The sequence below is a fragment of the Aromatoleum toluclasticum ATCC 700605 genome, assembly GCF_000378245.1.
GTDB lineage: Bacteria > Pseudomonadota > Gammaproteobacteria > Burkholderiales > Rhodocyclaceae > Aromatoleum > Aromatoleum toluclasticum.
The window spans coordinates 152,821-168,472 of record NZ_KB899497.1 but is presented as its reverse complement, the minus strand read 5'-3'; the positions used below and the strand labels follow the sequence as shown (position 1 = coordinate 168,472).

15 protein-coding genes are annotated in these 15,652 nt (G+C 68.5%); 8 read left to right on the top strand and 7 right to left on the bottom strand.

Features of this window, described 5'->3' with window-relative positions; all coding sequences use genetic code 11:
- Nucleotides 1–26: 26 nt before the first annotated feature.
- From F464_RS0113670 to F464_RS0113650, 5 genes are all read left to right on the top strand, one after another.
- Nucleotides 27–818 (top strand): quinoprotein dehydrogenase-associated SoxYZ-like carrier, encoded by a 792-nt coding sequence (locus F464_RS0113670; protein WP_018990389.1) that lies wholly within the window; start codon nucleotides 27–29, stop codon nucleotides 816–818.
- Entirely contained in the window at nucleotides 815–1,798 is a 984-nt protein-coding gene (locus F464_RS0113665; protein ID WP_018990388.1) for a quinoprotein relay system zinc metallohydrolase 1, read from the top strand. Before F464_RS0113670 ends, F464_RS0113665 begins: the two co-directional genes overlap by 4 nt.
- A complete protein-coding gene (locus F464_RS0113660; protein ID WP_018990387.1) occupies nucleotides 1,788–3,161 on the top strand; it encodes a sensor histidine kinase in 1,374 nt (457 codons plus the stop codon). The genes F464_RS0113665 and F464_RS0113660 overlap by 11 nt, the downstream gene beginning before the upstream one ends.
- The gene (locus tag F464_RS0113655) at nucleotides 3,145–3,792 is read left to right on the top strand and encodes a response regulator (protein ID WP_018990386.1); all 648 of its coding nucleotides are present in this window, start codon (nucleotides 3,145–3,147) and stop codon (nucleotides 3,790–3,792) included. The genes F464_RS0113660 and F464_RS0113655 overlap by 17 nt, the downstream gene beginning before the upstream one ends.
- A gap of 193 nt (nucleotides 3,793–3,985) precedes the next feature.
- Entirely contained in the window at nucleotides 3,986–4,291 is a 306-nt protein-coding gene (locus F464_RS0113650; protein ID WP_018990385.1) for a hypothetical protein, read from the top strand.
- 85 nt (nucleotides 4,292–4,376) lie between these two features.
- Here the strand turns inward: F464_RS0113650 and F464_RS28510 are convergent, their stop codons facing one another.
- A complete protein-coding gene (locus tag F464_RS28510; RefSeq protein WP_018990384.1) occupies nucleotides 4,377–4,841 on the bottom strand; it encodes a hypothetical protein in 465 nt (154 codons plus the stop codon).
- A 116-nt stretch (nucleotides 4,842–4,957) separates the two neighbouring features.
- Nucleotides 4,958–6,136 (bottom strand): methyltransferase, encoded by a 1,179-nt coding sequence (locus tag F464_RS0113640; protein ID WP_018990383.1) that lies wholly within the window; start codon nucleotides 6,134–6,136, stop codon nucleotides 4,958–4,960.
- Between the two features lie 304 nt (nucleotides 6,137–6,440).
- On the opposite strand from F464_RS0113640, the gene gstA reads away from it, so the two are divergent.
- The 3 genes from gstA to F464_RS0113625 all read left to right on the top strand — a co-directional run bounded on the left by gstA (nucleotide 6,441) and on the right by F464_RS0113625 (nucleotide 8,237).
- Nucleotides 6,441–7,046, top strand: a complete 606-nt coding sequence (gene gstA, locus F464_RS0113635; protein WP_018990382.1) for a glutathione transferase GstA — start codon at nucleotides 6,441–6,443, stop codon at nucleotides 7,044–7,046.
- Nucleotides 7,047–7,298: 252 nt separating this feature from the next.
- Nucleotides 7,299–7,781, top strand: a complete 483-nt coding sequence (locus F464_RS0113630; protein WP_018990381.1) for a glutathione peroxidase — start codon at nucleotides 7,299–7,301, stop codon at nucleotides 7,779–7,781.
- Nucleotides 7,782–7,871: 90 nt separating this feature from the next.
- Nucleotides 7,872–8,237, top strand: a complete 366-nt coding sequence (locus F464_RS0113625; protein WP_018990380.1) for a YajD family HNH nuclease — start codon at nucleotides 7,872–7,874, stop codon at nucleotides 8,235–8,237.
- A 31-nt stretch (nucleotides 8,238–8,268) separates the two neighbouring features.
- Here the strand turns inward: F464_RS0113625 and F464_RS29930 are convergent, their stop codons facing one another.
- From F464_RS29930 to F464_RS0113600, 5 genes are all read right to left on the bottom strand, one after another.
- A complete protein-coding gene (locus F464_RS29930; RefSeq protein ID WP_018990379.1) occupies nucleotides 8,269–11,106 on the bottom strand; it encodes a PAS domain S-box protein in 2,838 nt (945 codons plus the stop codon).
- A gap of 180 nt (nucleotides 11,107–11,286) precedes the next feature.
- Nucleotides 11,287–12,549 carry an NTP/NDP exchange transporter gene (locus F464_RS28500; RefSeq protein WP_018990378.1) on the bottom strand — a complete coding sequence of 421 codons (1,263 nt, stop codon included), beginning with the start codon at nucleotides 12,547–12,549 and terminating at the stop codon, nucleotides 11,287–11,289.
- A gap of 62 nt (nucleotides 12,550–12,611) precedes the next feature.
- Nucleotides 12,612–13,400, bottom strand: a complete 789-nt coding sequence (locus tag F464_RS0113610; RefSeq protein WP_018990377.1) for an NADPH-dependent F420 reductase — start codon at nucleotides 13,398–13,400, stop codon at nucleotides 12,612–12,614.
- Between the two features lie 57 nt (nucleotides 13,401–13,457).
- Nucleotides 13,458–14,423 carry an aldo/keto reductase gene (locus F464_RS0113605; protein ID WP_026295988.1) on the bottom strand — a complete coding sequence of 322 codons (966 nt, stop codon included), beginning with the start codon at nucleotides 14,421–14,423 and terminating at the stop codon, nucleotides 13,458–13,460.
- Between the two features lie 174 nt (nucleotides 14,424–14,597).
- Nucleotides 14,598–15,539, bottom strand: coding sequence for a DMT family transporter (locus F464_RS0113600; protein WP_018990375.1), 942 nt, complete (start codon nucleotides 15,537–15,539; stop codon nucleotides 14,598–14,600).
- Between the last annotated feature and the right edge of the window lie 113 nt (nucleotides 15,540–15,652).

Below are 15,652 nucleotides of genomic sequence, written 5' to 3'. Positions count from 1 at the left end.
ACCGACCGCCCCGCGGAGGAGACCCGATGCGCAGTTCAACCCTGCTCGTGCTGGCGACGATATGGCTGTGCCCCGTCACGGAGGCGCCGGCCGCGCCCCCGGCTGCCGTGGCCGCAGCCGCGGATCCGCTCGACTCGGCGCGCTGGGGCGACATGGTGAAGACCTTCTTCCCCGGCGCCAGCGTCGTGTTCGATGCACGCGTGAAAGTCCTTGCGCCCGCGATCGCCGAGGATTCGCTCAACGTCCCGGTTTCCGTGGATGCGGGCGAGCTCGCCGGCGTCGAGGAAGTGCTGGTCTTCGCCGACTTCAATCCCATCCTCGCGGTGCTGCGCTTCCAGCCGAAGAAGGCACGCCCCGCCCTCGGCTTCCGCCTCAAGCTGCAGCAGTCCTCGCCGGTGCGCGCGGCCGCCCGCACCGCGGACGGCGTGTGGCACGTGGGCGGTGTGTGGATCACGGCGACCGGCGGCGGCTGCACGGCGCCGTCGACGGGTTCGGGCTCCCCCGAGTGGCAGGAGCGCCTGAACGAAGTCAGCGGCCGGATCTTCCCGCGCGCCGACGGTGGCGAGCGCCTGCGCATGCGGGTGATTCATCCGATGGACACCGGCCTCGCTCCCGGCATCCCGGTATTCCACATCGAGAACCTGACGCTCGCAGACGAATCCGGCGCCGAGCTGATGCGCATCCGCGCCTACGAACCGGTGTCCGAAAACCCGCTGTTCACGATCGACATGCCTGCCGGCGCCTCGCCCGGAGCGCGCATTCATGCGCTCGGCCGCGACAACAATGGCAACCGCATCGACGCATGGGTGGCGCAATGAAAACGTCCGCCCTGCTGCGCACGCTGCTCCTCCTCGCGCTCGCGCTCGCACCGACGCTGAACTCGTCCGCCGCCCCCACGGAGGCGAAGCTCCCCGACCCGGCCCGCTTCGACTACCACCTCGAACCGCGCGAACTCGCGCCCGGCGCGTACGTCTTCGTCGGCTTGCGCGAGGACTTCACCCTCGCCAACGGCGGCAACATCGTCAACACCGGCTTCCTCGTCGGCACGGAAGGGGTCGTCGTCATCGACACCGGACCCTCGCGCCGCTACGGCGAACAGATGCTCGCCGCGATCCGGCGCGTGACCCCGCTGCCGGTGGTGCTGGCGATCAACACCCATCACCATCCGGACCACTTCCTCGGCAACCAGGCCTTCCCCGCCGCCACGCTCGCGGCGCTGCCCGAGACCCTGCACGGCATACGCAAGGACGGCGAGGCCTTCAACGAAAACCTCTACCGCATGTCCGGCGACTGGATGAAGGGCACCGAGCGCGTCACGCCCGCCCAGGCACTCGCACCGGGGCGGCGCAGCGTCGGCGGCCGCGACATCGAGATCGTCGCCCTTGACGGCCACACCCCCGCCGATCTGGTCGTGATCGACCATGCGACCGGCACCGTCTTCGCCGGCGATCTGCTCTTCCACGACCGCGCCGCGACGACCCCGCACGCCAACCTCGCGCACTGGCTCGCCGCGCTCGATCGTCTCGAGGCGATCCCTGCGAAACGATGGGTGCCCGGCCACGGCGAGCCCGCGGCCGGCGATGCGCCGATCCGCCAGACGCGCAGCTACCTCGAATGGCTCGCCGCCACGATGCGCGACGGCGCCGAGTCCGGCCTGGACATGACCGAGATGCTCGCCCGCCCGATTCCCGCCCGGTTCCGCGGCCTCGCCGAAGTCGAGCGCGAGTATCGCCGTTCGGTCGTCCATCTCTACCCGACCGCGGAACAGGCGGTACTGGAGAAAGCCCATGCACACTAGATCGACCACCCTCGGCACGCGCGTCGGCCTCGTGCTGGTCGCGGTCCTCGCGCTCGTGCTGCTCGCCGGTACCGGCTGGTGGGTGCGCGAGACGCGCAAATCGATCCACGAGGAAGTGCTCGCCGCGAGCCACGTCGCGCAGCAATGGACCACCGTGCTCGTTTCCGAAACCCTGCGCGACCGCGCCGACGGCCCGGAACGCTTGATGGCGCACCTGCGCGCGGTCGGGCGGCTGCGCGCGAACCAGCTGGAAGTGCATGCCCCCGACGGCACGCGCCTCTACGTGTCGCCCGAATCGACCTACAAGCCCGGCCGTTTCGCCCCGGAGTGGTTCGCCGAGCGCATGACGCCCACGCTGCCGGTGCGCCACTTCGACGCCGGCGACCGCCAGATCGTGCTGCGTCCCGATGCCTCGCGTGCCGTGCTCGACGCCTGGGACGACCTCGCCGCCGGCCTCGGCACCGCCCTCGCGCTGCTGCTGATCGTCGCGCTCGCCGCCCGCTTCGCGCTGCACCGCGCGCTCGCCCCGCTCGCACAGATCGACGCGGCCCTCACCCGCGGCGCCGACGGCCGCTTCGACCTGCGCCTGCCCGGCTACCGCGTCGCCGAACTCGACCGCGTCGCCGCGAGCTACAACCGCCTCGCCGACACGCTGGACGACACGCGCGCCCAGAACCTGCGCCTCGAAGAGGACCAGGCCTTTGCCCGCGCCGTGCAGGCCCGTCTCGAAGAGGAGCGCCGCGTGATCGCACGCGAACTGCACGACGAACTCGGCCAGGCCATCACCGCGGTGCGCGCGATCTCGGGCGCGATCCTGCAGCGCAGCGACAACCAGCCGCAACTCCACGGCAGCGCCCAGGCCATCCTCGCGATGACCGGCCAGATGCAGGACGGCGTGCGCGCGATCCTGCAGCGCCTGCGCCCCGCCAGCGCCGACGCCGGGCAGCTCGACCGCGCCGTGGCCGACTACTGCCGCCTGTGGTCCGGCCACCATCCCGACATCCGCATCGAATGCCGCACCGCACCCGCGAACGCGCCCACCGGCGAGGCGCTGGGCCTCACGGTGCTGCGCCTGCTGCAGGAAAGCCTCACCAACGTCGCGCGCCATTCCGGCGCCACGCAGGTCGAAGTGCGCCTCGAATTCCAGCCCGGCACGATCGCGCTCGAAGTCCGTGACAACGGCCGCGGCCTGCCGCCCGACCCGCGTCCGGGCCGCTACGGCATCACCGGCATGCGCGAGCGCGTCGCCGATCTGCACGGCGAACTCGAATTCCACACCTCCCCCGGCGGCGGCCTGCGCGTCAGCGCCCGCCTGCCCCACCCGATCTCCAGCGAGGAAAGCCTCCATGGCCTGCAGTCTTGAAAACCTCCGCCTCGTGCTCGCCGACGACCACGCCATCGTCCGCATGGGCTTCCGCATGCTGCTCGAAGGCGCCGGCGCCACCGTCGTCGCCGAGGCCGACAGCGGCGAGGCAGCGATCGCCGCGTTCGGCGAGCACCAGCCCGACGCCCTCGTCATGGACGTGACCATGCCCGGGCTGGGCGGCCTGTGCGCGCTGGACCGCCTGCGCGCGCACCACCCCGGCGCGCGCGTGCTGATGCTCTCGGCGCACGAAGACTCGCAGATCCCGATGCGCGCATTGCGCTCCGGGGCCACCGGCTACCTCTCGAAGCGCGCCCAGCCGCAGGAACTGGTGCGCGCCGTCGCCCAGGTCGCACGCGGCCAGCGCTACGTCGACCCCGAACTCGCACCGCAACTCGCGCTCGCACAGTTCGGCGGCAGCAACGACCCCGCCGACGCGCTCACCGACAAGGAATTCGCCGTCTTCCTCGAACTCGCGAAAGGCAATTCCGTGACCCAGGTCGCGGACACCCACAAGCTCAGCCCCAGCACCGTCGGCACCCATCTCTACCACATCAAGCAGAAACTCAACGCCGCGAATGCCGCCGAGCTGGCGCTGATCGCCGTGCGTTCCGGGCTGATCGAACCCTGAGCGGCGAATCGCGCGGCGGCACATCCGGCCGCCGGCACGCCGGAGTGCTCGCGGAATCGTTCATGAAGGCGCGCGGCCTTAGCGCCCCGTCATGCGATCGCAATGCCGTCGTTGTAGTATGCTGGCACCTTTCCGTCGTACCGGCCCCCGGCACGACGGATCGCATCCGGAACTTTGCCGCCAGCCCAGGACCATGTTCAGCTCACTGCGCAAGGATTTATCCAGGAAGTACTGCCCCCGATTCGGCCAGATCGCCATCGAGCTCGGATTCCTCACCGAATCGCAACTCACCGACGCGCTGGCGCGCCAGGTCCGCGAAGAACTGAGCGGCCAGGGCCACCGTCTGCTGGGCGCAATCCTCTTCGACACCGACATCCTGTCGGCCACGCAGGTCGAACAGATCACGACGGAACTGTTCCGGCGCCTGCGCGGCGCGGACACGCCCGCCAACGACGCCCCCCGCCGGCCCCGCTACTACGGCCCGCGCGACGCCAGCTAAGCGGGGAGTCCGGACTTCCGGCCTGCACAGGCCGACCAAGTCCGGACCACAACGATGAGGGTCGGATCGGGCGCGGCCGCGACGCTCAGTGACGCTCGTCGTTACGATCCCACCAGGGGCGGTCGCCACCGTCATCACCGCGGCGGTCGCGCCTGCGATCGTCGTCGTCGCCCCGGCGGTCGTCATCACGATCGCGGCGGCGCTCCTTATCGCGTTCCCAGCGACGCTGGTCGTCACGATCCCAGCGTCGATCGTCACGATCGCGGTTGTCGCCACGCCAATCTTCCCTGCGGCCCTTGAAGCGGATTTCCCGCGGGTAATGACTGCGGGGCAACTCCACCCACGGTCCCGACCGGGAGCTCGAATAGCGCCAGCGGGCGTTCTCGTAATAGTAGTAATAGCCGCGATAGAAGTAATACGGCTCCACGTCGAATTCGACAATGGCCGGCAGTGCCGGCGCGACGACCACCGCAGCGCCACGCGGGGGCGTCACGACACACGCACTGAGCACGAGGGCCGCGAGCGACGCAATTGCGAGCTTCTTGTACATTTTTATTCTCCCGAACGGATGGCTCACCGGATCCCACCGGCTTGGCAGACCGGCAAGCCGGAACATTCCGGCCGAATATTATCCTCCTGCCCGGGACGATCACACGTTTCCAAACGTCACGCACGCCGCCGCGCGAGCAGCAGCAGGTTGCGCGGCGTGAGCGCGCGTGCGCAGAAGGTGCCGGCCTGCACCTCGAAGCCCGCATCCTCCAGCCCCAGCGCGAGGTCCATCACGAGCCACACTTCCAGCGCGCGGCGGAACGCGTGGCGGACCACCTCGAGGCGGCGGACCTCGGCGCGGCGGCGCTCGCCGGCGGCAAGCCAGTGACCCCAATCCACCGCCGCCGGCAGGCGCACCCCTTCGCGCTCCGCCAGCGCCCGGCAATAATCCGCGAAATCGCGCGACAGCCATGACGCCGGCACCGGCTTGAAACTGCGCGGGGCTTCGCCTTCGATCTCGTTGCGCAACGCGACGAAGCCCAGCTTCCACGCCTGGTCGCGCGCCAGGCGCGTGCGCACGTTGCGCGGCGCGGTGACGGTCTCGGTGACCGCCAGGCGCAGCGCCCGCTCGTCGAGCGCCAGCGTGGCCTCGCGACTCAGGGGCCGGTAGCCCTCACCGGCGCCGAGGTGATAGCAGCATGGCGCGATACGGTAGCTGTGCGCGTGATCGTGCGCCGCGTGGCGGACCAGCGTGCGATGCAGCTCGCCGCAGGCATGCAGCGCGACGACCGCGTGGCCGCGCACATGGCGGCGGGCGGCCTCGTCCAGCGCATCGCCGCATGTCACGCTCTGCTCCACCCCGCTCCCGTCGGCGAGGCGCTCCGCGGCCCGGCACAGCGCGGGGTCGATCTCCAGCAGACGCACCGGCACCCGGTCGAGCAGCGCCAGCCGCCGCCCGAGATGCCCCTTGCCCGCACACCACTCCAGCACCGGCGCCGCGGCGGCCGGCCCGTGTGCGGCGAAGGCGTCGATCTGCGCGAGCTTGCGCCCCGGGATGAACAGGTCGGCACGCGGATCGCGCTGCGGCAGGTCGCGCGGAGCGAGCTGCCGCAGCGTGCACAGGGCTTCCAGCGTTTCGACGACGGGCAGGCGCGGCGCGAGCCACGCGCGGCAGGCGTCGGGATCGACAATGAAGCGGTCGAGCGTCGCCTCGTCGAGACCGAGCACCGCGTCGGCGAGGGCCGGCAGCTCCTCGCACCAGGCGGGCCTGCGCACCTGGAAAGGCGACGGCCGCCAGAACGCCTCGTGCGCGTGCAGTCCGGATTGCAGTTCGAGAAGGCGCTCGCGGTGATTCATGCGCTACGGCGGGACGTGATCATGGAGGCGCGAGTATCGCAAACTCCCGCCCTTCGCGGGCAGCTCTGCACGGCTCCCGCCCCTTCCTGCCCCTTCCCGCCCCTTCCGATTGCCACGGACACGGCTGGCGCGTAGGCTCTGCGGAACCCCGGACGCGATCCGGGAGTCATTGCCCCATGTCCGGACACCGCCGCCGGCGGGCGTTCACGGACACCCGAGTCACCGGAAGTCGCACCGCCGCGCACGCATGCGCCGGGCGCGACCTCCCCTGCATCAACCTCTTACCCGGTCAAGGAGCCCATCAATGAAGCTGTTTTTGAAACCCGGCGCATGCTCGCTCTCGCCCCACATCGTCCTCGAGGAAGCGGGCCTGAAGTACGAAACGGAAGTCGTCGACCTGCAGACGAAGGTCACCGCATCGGGCGCGGACTACCTGAAGATCAACCCCAAGGGCTACGTTCCCGCGCTCCAGCTCGACAACGGCGAAGTGATCACCGAAGGCCCCGCAATCGTCCAGTACCTCGCCGACCAGGCGCCGGGCAAGAAGCTGGCGCCCGCCAACGGCACCATCGAGCGCTACAAGCTGCAAGGCTGGCTCACCTTCATCGGCACCGAAATCCACAAGACCTTCAGCCCCTTCTTCAATCCGGCAACACCCGCCGAGTGGAAGGCGACCTGCCGCGCGAACCTCGAACGCCGCTTCGGCTACGTGGCCGAACAGCTCGCGGGCAAGGACTACCTGATGGGCTCGGATTTCAGCGTCGCCGACGCCTACCTGTTCACGGTGGCTGGCTGGGCGAAGTACATCGAACTCGACCTGTCACAATGGCCTGCGCTCGCCGCCTACCAGGCCCGCGTCGCCGCCCGCCCGGCAGTCGTCGCGGCGATGAAGGCCGAAGGCTTGCTGTGACGGCAATCAAGGCGGTGTCGTAGGATTCCGCCCGGAATCATCCGTCGGGCACGGACTCGTAGGGCGGGAGGACCCGAAGGCGGATCCCGCCATGCGGCGTTGGAATACCTTCGTCCGGCGGATTGGCGGGATGCGCTGTGCCCCTCCCGCCCTACGAAGGTCCGCGCGATTGCCTTGGGGGAGGGAGTCTCTGCGCTGACCCCAAGCTGATATGTTGTACCTGGTAACCCGGTCAACAAGGAGGAACAGGCCATGGATACGCATCTCAAGGACATCGCCGTCGAACGCCTCGCCGGCGGTAGCACCACGATGGGCGAATTCGCAGGCAAGGTGCTGCTGATCGTGAACACCGCCAGCCAGTGCGGCTTCACCCCGCACTATGCCGGGCTCGAACAGCTCTACGAGAAGTACCGCGACCGCGGGCTGGTGGTGCTGGGTTTCCCGTGCAACCAGTTCGGTGCGCAGGAACCGGGCGACGCCGCGGAGATTACCGCGTTCTGCGAGACGAATTACGGCGTCAGCTTCCCGATGTTCGCCAAGATCGAGGTCAATGGCGACAACACCCACCCGCTCTTCGCATGGCTCAAGGCCCACGCGAAAGGCGTGCTCGGCACCGAAGCGATCAAGTGGAACTTCACGAAATTCCTCGTCGATCGCAATGGCACGCAGGTCGAGCGCTACGCATCGATGACTCCGCCGGAAGCCATCGCCGACGACATCGAAGCGCTGCTCTGAGCGCGCCCGGACCGACGCCTTTCCGCCCGATGAACCGGCAGGCTCCCCGCTGAATCGAAACCTCTACCAACACATGCGAATCGTCCAGCCATGAAGACCTTCGACCACGGCAAACTCGACCGTATCGTCGCCGACGCCCGGCGTACTGCCGACACGCGCAGCGACGGCTATCGCGAACGCGCGCTGAAGATCTACCCGTGGATCTGCGGCCGCTGCGCGCGCGAATTCACCGTCACCAACCTGCGCGAACTGACGGTGCATCACCGCGACCACAATCATGACAACAACCCGCCCGACGGCAGCAACTGGGAACTGTTGTGCATCTACTGCCACGACAACGAGCACCAGCGCCAGCTCGAAGCGCAGGCGGGCAGCTCGATCCAGACGGAAATCGGCGCAGTGGCGACGCACAACCCGTTTGCCGATCTGAAGGCGAGGCTATCGAAGGGGAAATGACCCGCCCCTGCCCCCCCGCGCCGGCCGACGGTCAGCCGAGCGCCTCCGGTTCCGCAAGCATGGATCCTTCCTCCGGATCGATGAAGCGGATCGCCCCGCGGCCGGCCTCCTTGGCCTGATACATCGCGGCATCCGCACGCTTGAGGATGAGGTCTTCGCTCGCGTCGGTGTCCAGGAACATCGCCACGCCGATGCTTGCCGAACAACGGTGCCTGACCGTGCGGGCGCGCTCGCCGGCGTGCTCGGCCGTCAGCTCGTAAGGGTCGGACAGGCGCTCCAGGACCTTCTGCGCAACGAACTCGGCGTGGCGGCGCGACTCCACGCGATCGGGCTGCAAGTCGCCGAGCATCACCACGAATTCGTCGCCGCCAAAGCGCGCCACGGTGTCGATCTCGCGCACGCAGCTCTGCAGCCGCCGTGCCACTTCCACCAGCAGCAGATCGCCGACGTCATGGCCGTGGGTATCGTTCAGCGGCTTGAAATTGTCCAGATCGAGGAACAGCAGGGCGCTCTGGCAGCCCGTGCGCTTTCTCGCCGCCAATGCCTGACGCAAGCGATCGTGGAACAGGCGGCGATTCGGCAGGTTGGTCAGCGGATCATAGAAGGCAAGCTGCCGGATCTGTTCTTCCATGTTCTTGCGCTCGGTGATGTCGGAACCAAGCGCAACGTAATGCCGAACCTGGCCATGCTCGTCGCGAACGGCAGTGATGGTCTTTTGTTCGGGATAGATTTCCCCGCTCTTGCGACGGTTCCACATCTCCCCCTGCCAGCTGCCCTCCTCGGCAAGACGCTGCCACAGTGAGGCGTAGAACGCCTCGTCATGCCGCCCCGATTTCAGGATCCGCGGGTTGCCGCCCAGCACTTCCTCCCGGCTGTAGCCGGTGATGCGGCAGAAGGCGTCGTTCACATCGATGATCTCGCCCGTCACCGTGGTGAGCGCGATCCCTTCATAGGCATGGGTGAAAACGCTGGCGGCAAGGCGCAAGCCGTCCTCCGCGAGCTTGCGCGACGTGATGTCGCTGTGCATGACCACCACGCCCTTGCGGCTGGCCCCCAGGGGATTGACGGTCATCGTGAACCAGCGCTGGGCATGGGGGGAATGGCAGGGATATTCGAGGCTGAAACTCGGCAAGCGGCCGTCGAGCACTGCCCGGATGCCGTCGCTGGCCCCGCCGCTGGCGCCGTTGTCACTTGCGCCGCAGATCGCCAGGTAAGAGGTTCCCACATCGGTGTTGGGCGCGGGTTTTCCGGGCTCGACACCGTTCTCGATGGCAAATCGCCGCCACGGTTCATTCACGGCGACGATCATTCCGTCACTGTCGAGAACGGCGATCTGGTTGGGGACGGAATCGAGTACGCCCTGCACGAATACGCGGCTCTCGCGCAAGGTTTCCTCGACCTGCTTGTGCTCCGTAATGTCCGTCGAGATACCGCACAGTGCGTAGATCTCGCCACGTTCATCGCGCAGGGGAAGCTTGAAGGTCAGGTAGGTCGATGTGCTGCCATCCTTGCTGATTTGGACGGTTTGTTCCGTCCTGACCGAGTCCCCGTTCTCCAGAACCTGTGCGTCGTCGATGCGAATCCGCGCCACGGTCTCTGCGTCGAAGAGCTTTTCGTCGCCATAACCGACGATTTCCGATTCGGCCAGGCCGAACGGTTCGCACGCCTTGCGATTGGCAAACAGGTACCGCCCGTTCCTGTCCTTCATGTAGATGTGGGCATCGACGCTCTGGAGGATGGTGGCGAGTTTCTGTTCGTTCTCCTTCAACGCGCGCTTGCGCTGCGACAGCGCATCCAGAAGGCGGTTGAACCCGCCGATCAACTCCCCAACCTCATCCGCTCGAACGATGGGCAGGGGGTGCGGGAACTGCTCCGAATCCGAAAACGCGGCCAGGGTCTTGACGGTATTGAGTATCGGCGCGAGCTGGCGCTTCAGGAGCACCCAGGTGAGCCCCGCAACCAGCAGACTGAGCAGGAACGCGGCGGCCAGCACGCGCCGCTGCACTTCGCGAATGGGCGCGAAAGCCTCTTCGATCGGCAGCACAACGGCCACGTACCAGCCCGGCAGCGGAACGCCTTTCGCCGAACCCAGGATCTCCACGCCAGCGACGTTGCGGAAGACGGCAGACCCTTCATAGCCGTCGAGGAAGCGGTCGATTGCCGGGATGACGCCACGCGCGGGCAACACCTCCATGATGCGGCGCTTGTCGGACGCTGCGAGCACGACGCGATATTGCGGCGCAACAAGAACATAACCGCCGGTGCGGCCGTAGACGTTGCGGGCGATCTTGTCGATGAAATTCGCCTTCGACAGGTCGGTGACTCCGAATACCGCGCCAAGCACCCTCCCCTGTGCGTCGCGAATCGGCACCGACATGCCCAACACGGGCGCCGACAGCTTCTTGCCGATGACCGGCCGGCCGACCATCGCCCGGCCCTCCCCGAGCGCAGCGGCAACGTGATCCCGTTCCATGTAGTTCAGGCCAATCCGCCCGACCGAGCGCGGCATGTCGGCGATCGCGGTGCCATGGACATCCAGGACCATCACACCGCCGTTGAACAGGTCCACGAGGACCGGATACCGTTCCAGGCGCATCTGCAGCTCGGACGGATCCCGCGCGGCCGCCTCGACAAATGTCCCGGCGACGACCTCCAGCGCGTGCAACCGCTCCGCGAGATCATCGTTGACGCCCGCGGCCATGATGGTGGCTGTGGAGAACTGCTGCTCGCCCAGCAGGCGCTGCATGTCCCCGCGCAGAACATGGCTAGCGTACCAGGCCAGCAACCAGATGCTGGCCAGGAAGATGCATAGCGTGACAAAGGTGACGCGCGTATTGAGCGTCCGCCACCTGAAGTTGGGCAGCTTCATTCGATCATCTGTCAATGACGTTGTCTGTCCGGAGTTGTCGGAGACTGTCCTGCGCCGGGACGCAGGGGCGGCACGCGTGCGGAAAACCGGGCCGCCGCACGCCCGCCCTTGCCATGTAAAGTTTACTGTAACATTTTATAGCAAACACCTCCGGAAATGATCAACGCCAGACGTCGGGCCTCACGCGGGATCCTGCTCCTCCCAGTGTCCCAACTGGCGCGCAACCAGAATCCAGCCGGCCGCGACCGGCACCGCGGCCAGCGCGATCGCCCCGACCGACAGGCCCAGCGCCGCCAGCCCGGCATAGATCCAGCCGCTCGCGAGATCCCCGCCGCGATACACCACCGCATCGATGAACGCCTTGGCCTTGTAGCGCTCCTCGCGGCCGACCAGCGTGAACAACACCTCGCGCGCCGGCTTGGCGAGCGCATGGCGGCTGCTGTCGTAAAGCACGCGCACGACCACCAGCGCGGCCAGCGCCGGCACCATGCCGAGCGTGATGAAACCGACGAGCGCGACCGCCGGCAGCAGGGCCAGCGTCAGCCCCACGCCGAGGCGGCGAAGGATGTGGGCGGTCAGGAAGATCTGCGTCGCGATCGTCACCACATTCACGGCGAGATCCACGCGGGCGAGGAAGACGCGCCGCAGCGCGCGGTCCGTGTAGGCCTCACCCAGCAGGTGCGCCTGCACGAAGTACAGGATCGTCGACGCGAAGGTCATCAGCAGCAACCACAGCGCGATGCGCAACAAGGCCGGCGACCGGAACACGAGGCGGCCCCCGCTCCATGCGCTGCCGCCGATGCGCGCCTCCGGTTCGCGCGCGAGCGTGGCGGGCTGGCGCTGCGCATGGCGGTCGAGCGCCCGCGCGCACCACGACGCCGCTTCCAGCGGCAGCACCGCGATCAACAGGAACAGGAACACCGGCACCTGCTGCGCCAGCGCCGCCGCCGTCGCCGACCCCGCGATGCCGCCGAGCGAGGAGCCGACCGCGATGAAGCCGAACAGGCGCTTGCCCTGTTCATGGCGGAAGAGATCCGCGACGAAGCCCCAGAACACCGTCACGACGAACAGCGCGAACACGCTCACCCACACGTAGAACACGCGGTCTATCCACTCCCTCGCGGACTCCGGCAGCAGATACAGTGCGGCATAGAAGGCGAGCAGGTTCGCCGCGAAGAAACGGTTCGCCAGCGGCACGAACACCGCCCGCGGCCAGCGCGACACGGCGGCCGAATACAACGGCACCGCCAACAGCATCACGACGAACACGGCCGTCCACAGGATCTGCAGGTTGCCGCGATCCGCCGCGCCGATCTCGTCGCGCACCGGGCGCAGCAGGTAATAGGAATACAGGATCGCGAAGCCGTAAGCCGTCGCCAGCAGCAAGGGCTGCGTCTCGCCTTCGCGCACCGGAACCACACGGCGGAGGAGCGACCCGAACATCGCTCACCCGTCCGCAGCAGCGCCCGGGGCGCGTTCGACACGCGAGCGCATCGCCGACGCCCTCAGCGCAACAGACCCAGTGCCTGCCGCAGCTCGCGCGCCGTCAGCGCCCGGCCGAACACCGGCGAACCGACGTCGAAATCCCTGGCACGCGCGAGCCCGCCGACCGGCACCGGCTCGAAGCCCGCGTCCTCGACCAGGCGCGCGGCCACCGCCAGCGCGTCCTGGTCGTCTGCCGCCAGCGGCACGCCGATGCGCTCGCCGTTGCGATGCGCCTCGCTGCGCAGCGCCAGATACGGCACCGACGTGAAGACCCGCACCAGGCGCACACCGGGCAGATACTCGGCCGACGCCACCCCGGTGCCCCGCTCCAATGCCGGCGTCGCCATCGGCCCGTCACGCTCGCGCCGCGGATTGCCGGTTTCCAGCACCACCTTCCGCGCCATCAGCCCCGCATAGTCACGCCCCACCTGCGGCAGCGCCCCGTACGGCACCGCGATCAGCACGACATCGCCGAAGGCTGCCGCCTCGCGCGGCGTTCCCACCCGCACGTTGGCACCCAGCCGCGCCGCGAGCGGCTTCAAGTCATCGGGGTGGCGCGAGGAGATCAGCAGCTCATGGCCGGCCTTCGCCCACAGTTCCGCCAGCGCGCCGCCGATCCGCCCGGTGCCGATGATGCCGATGCGGAACCCGTCCGACGCGCCGATCGCGACGCCCGGCAGCACGGCCAGCGCGGCAGCCGCGAAGAGCAGCGCGCGGCGCCGGCGATCGGGCGGGGAGCCGGAGGCGGGATCACATGGAAAATCGGGCCGGACATGGCCCCTGGAACGGGACCGGATTCGCGCACTCATCCTCGCCTCCGCAACATGAAAGCGGGCCCTGCGGCCCGCAGCGCCCTGCCCCGCGGCTCAGGCGTCGATCGAATCGACATGGCGCTTCCAGAACGCCGCATCGGGAAGCGTACCGAAGGCCGCACGCACGTTGTCCGCCACATGCTCCGCCCGCCCGGTGCCCGGAATCGCGCACGTCACGGCGGAATGGCTCAACACGAACTTCAGCAGCACCTGCGCCCAGCTCGTCGCCCCGATCTCCGCCGCCCACGGCGGCAGCGGCCTGTCACGCAGCCGGCGCAACACCCCGCCGCCGCCGAAAGGCCGGTTGATCAGCACCGCCATGCCGCGCTCGGCCGCCAGCGGCAGGATGCGCCGCTCCGCCTCCCGCTCGTCGACCGAATAATTGATCTGCAGGAAGTCGACCTGCGCCTCGCGCATCACCGCCTCGAGCTCGCCGTAGGCGCCGCTCGTGTAATGCGTGATGCCGACGTAACGCACGCGCCCCGCGGCCTGCCAGTCACGCAGGGTGGACAGATGCACGCGCCAATCGATGAGGTTATGCACCTGCATCAGGTCCAGGCGCTCGACCTGCAGCAGCCGCATCGACTCCTGCATCTGCCGGATGCCCTCGGCCCGCCCGCGCGTCCACACCTTGGTCGCGACGAAGGCGCGGCTGCGCAGCCCGCCCGCAGCGAGCAGTTCCCCCGTCACCGCTTCCGCCCGCCCGTACATCGGCGACGTGTCGATCACCGACCCGCGGGCCTCGAACAAGGTCCGCAGCACCTCGGGCAACCGGCGATACTCCGCCGACTCGCGCTGCACATCGAAACCCACGTAGGTACCCAGGCCGATCACGGGCAGCGGCTCCTGGGTCGAAGGAATCGGGCGCGTCGGCATCGCAGCACCGGAAGGCTCGCCGGGCATCTGCGCCTTTGCCCCGCCTCCGACGAGAAGCCCCGCAGCAGCACCCGCCGCGAGGCGCAGAAATTCCGCTCGCGTCATTCCGCGGCCGGCAATCATCCGTGACGACGGGCTGGACATGCCCCTCCCTCCACAAAACGGCCGCAGCACGGCCTCCGCAAACTCTGACCGCGGCGATGCCCCGCGAGTGCCGCGATGCGCGGGAAATTCGACTCCGCTCAACTCATTCCGACGAGCGCGCGCCCTTCCTGTCCGGCTCCGACACCTCGATCAGCCCCGTAACCCCGCACGCATTCACGCACGCATCCCCCGCGCCGCGCTCCGCATCATCGCAAACGCGCCGCCGATCCATGCATGCGTGCTGACGACCAGGATGCCCAGCAGCACGAGCGCGGTTCCGCCCACGAACCGCGGTTCCGGCGTCTCGCCCAGCAGCACCACCCCGAGCGCGACCCCGAACACCGGGGTCAGGAAGGAGAACACCCCCAGCCGCGACGCGAGATAGGTGCGCAGCAGCCAGAACCACGCGAGAAAGCTCGCGAACGACACGATGATCGACTGGAATGCAAGGCTCGCCACGGCCTGCGGCGTCGCGACGAACCCGCTGCGGCCGGTCGCGCATGCCGCCGCCAGTAACAGCACGGCGGCGCCGGCCAGCTGGTACAGCAGCGTCTGCGCCGGGGATGCCGTCGACAGGCGCGAGATGCGGATCGTCACGGTGGTCGCGCCCCAGGCGAGTCCGCCCAGCAGCGCGAACAGATCGCCCCACAGCGACCCCGACCACCCCGCGGCGGCCGAGTCGTCATTGCCGAGAAAGGTCACGCCCACGCCCGTGAAGGCCAGCGCGATGCCCAGCCACTGCAAGCGCGACAGCCGCTCGGCGGGCACTTTCCAGTGCAGGCCCAGTGCCGCGAAGATCGGCGCCGTATAGAGCAGCACCACCGTGTGGCCGGCGCTGGTGAGGCCCAGCGCCTCGCCGACGAACAGGTATTCGGCGGCAAACAGAACGCCGACCAGCAGGCCCGGCCGCCACGTGTCCCATGCGAGCCGCTCACGCCGCCACACCACGACCGCTCCGACCAGCACCGCGGCGATGCCAGAGCGCAGTGCGATCTGCAGTACGGGAGCGATGTCGGCGGCGACCGCCTTCAGTACCACCTGCTGCATCCCCCAGATCAGGCACAGCAGGGTCATCAAGCCGGCGGCACGAGTATCGAGGGCAAGGCGAGTATCCATCGGAAGGCTCCGGCGAGTCGTTGATGGGGAGATTGTGACGATGGCGGGTTCGACTGATATAGTGAGAAATCGCCAACCGCTAGCGACGATCCGCCAATTTCGCGGCGCCCCTT